The sequence below is a fragment of the Pseudofrankia asymbiotica genome, assembly GCF_001983105.1.
Classification (GTDB): domain Bacteria; phylum Actinomycetota; class Actinomycetes; order Frankiales; family Frankiaceae; genus Pseudofrankia; species Pseudofrankia asymbiotica.
This window is the reverse complement of the sequence record NZ_MOMC01000161.1, coordinates 1-2,049: the sequence shown is the minus strand read 5'-3', so window position 1 is coordinate 2,049 and position 2,049 is coordinate 1. Positions and strand designations below refer to the sequence as shown.

General features: G+C 78.2%; 1 protein-coding gene. It reads right to left on the bottom strand.

Annotation, left to right across the window (positions count from 1 at the left end; all coding sequences use genetic code 11):
* Positions 1-2,049: SpnB-like Rossmann fold domain-containing protein (locus tag BL253_RS38960; RefSeq protein ID WP_198946574.1), on the bottom strand; the 2,049-nt coding region annotated here is incomplete at both ends.

Here is a 2,049-nt window from a genome sequence, read left to right as displayed (position 1 = left end):
AGGTGGCGGGCGCCGTGCCGGGTGACGAGGTGGCGGGCGACGAGTCCGCCGAGGGTGCCGGTGCCGCCGGTGATGAGGACCGTGCCGTCCGGGTCCAGCGCCGGCTGGTCGGTGGTGTCGGTGTCGGTGCCGGGGCTGTGGGCGGTGAGCCGGGCGGCGAGCCGCGCGCCGTGGCGAAGCGCGAGCTGGGGTTCGGCGGTGCGGCCGAGCGCCGAGGGCAGCGCCGCGAGGCTGAGCGGGTCGTCGTCCAGGTCGACGAGGCCGAACCGGTGGGGATGCTCGGCCTGGGCGGTGCGTACCAGTCCCCAGACGGGAGCGGCGGTGAGCGCCGGGACCGGGTCGCCGTCGTCCGTCGCGACCGTCCCCTGGCTCACCAGGACCAGCCGGGCGCCGTCGAGGCGCGGCTCGGCGAGCCAGTCCCGCAGCAGCGCCAGCACCCGCGCGGTCATTGCGTGTGCGGCGGCCGGCGCGTCGGCGTCGTCCCCCGCCTCGGCGTCACTGCCCGGCAGGGCGGAGCCCGTCGGGGACAGGTCGGCGACCACCAGCTCCGGTGCCGCCGTCCCGTCCTCGACGGTCGCGAGCAGCGCCGGCAGGTCCGGTCGCACGTCGCTCGCCCAGCCGGCGGATGCCAGCGCCTCGACCACCCGCGACCGCGCCGACCCGAGCACGACGACCGTCGCCCGCTCCGGCTCCGCCGCGCGGTCCGCCGGCGTGACCTGCCAGGTCAGCTCGTACAGCGGGGCCTGGGGCGCGGCCGCCTCGGCGAGCTGCCGCCGGCTCGCTGCGCGCACGACGAGCTCGTCGGCGGTCAGGACCGGCGCGCCCGCCGCGTCGGTCAGCGCCAGCGCGTAGCTCTCGGCGCCGGTGCGGGTGAGCTGGGCCCGCGCCGCGGCCGCGCCCGTGGCGTGCAGGGTGACGCCGGACCAGGCGAACGGCAGCCGCAGCCGGTCGGGGTCGCGCTCGGCGCCCGCGCCGTCCTGGTCCAGGTGGACGAGGTGCAGGGCGGCGTCGAGCAGCGCAGGGTGGATGCCGAAGCCGACCGTGCCGACGGTGCCGTCCGTCCCGTCCGGGCCCAGCCGTACCTCGCCGCCCAGGATGCCGCCCAGGTCGCCGTCCGGGGCGGTGCCGGCGCGGCCGTCGAGGGCGGCCCCGTGGCGACGCGCGCTGCCGAGGCCCTGGAAGGCCGGCCCGTAGCGGTAACCCTGCTCGGCCAGCCGGTCGTAGAAGCCGGACAGGTCGACCGCGTCTCCACCGGGCGGCGCCGCGGCCGGCGCGGCCGAAGGGGACGCCGGCTCGTGCGTGAGCAGGCCGCTGACGTGTCTCGTCCAGGCCGCGTCCGTGTCCGCGTCCCCGCCGGTCGCGGCCGGCCGCGAGTGGATCTCGAGCGTCCTCCGCCCGTCCGCTCCGGGGGCTCCGACGGCGAGCTGGAGGTGGACCGCGCCGCTGTCCGCGAGGACCAGCGGGGCCTCGACGGTGAGGGTGTCGAGGCGGGTCGCCTGGGTCCGGTGGGCGGCGTGCAGGGCGAGGTCGAGGAAGGCGGCGGCGGGCAGCAGGGTGGTCGCGTCGAGGGCGTGGTCGGCGAGCCAGGGCTGCTCGGCGAGGGACACCCGGCCGGTGAGGACGACCGCGCCGTCGGGCCGGACGAGCGACGTGCTCAGGAACGGGTGCCCGGCGGCCGTCAGCCCCACGGCGGTGAGGTCGCCGGGCGACGCCGGGGCGTCGAGCCAGTAGCGCCTGTTCTGGAAGGGGTAGGCGGGCAGTTCGGCGTCGGTACGCCGGCGCGCGCCGGACCGGGGGGCGGCGTCGCCCGTGGGAGTGCCGCGGTGCCCGTGGGCCCACAGGGTGGCGAGCGCGGCGGCGAGGCCGCGTGACTCGGGGTGGTGCGGGCTGGTGAGCGGGGTGACGTGGAATCCGGGGTGTCTGGCCGCGCGGTCGGTGGCCTCGTCGGCGTCACGCAGGGTGTGGAGGGTTTCGAGGGTGGGTGGGGTGAGGGTGGGGTGGGGGGTGAGTTCGAGGTAGTGGGTGGTGTGGTGGGTGTGGAGGGTGTGG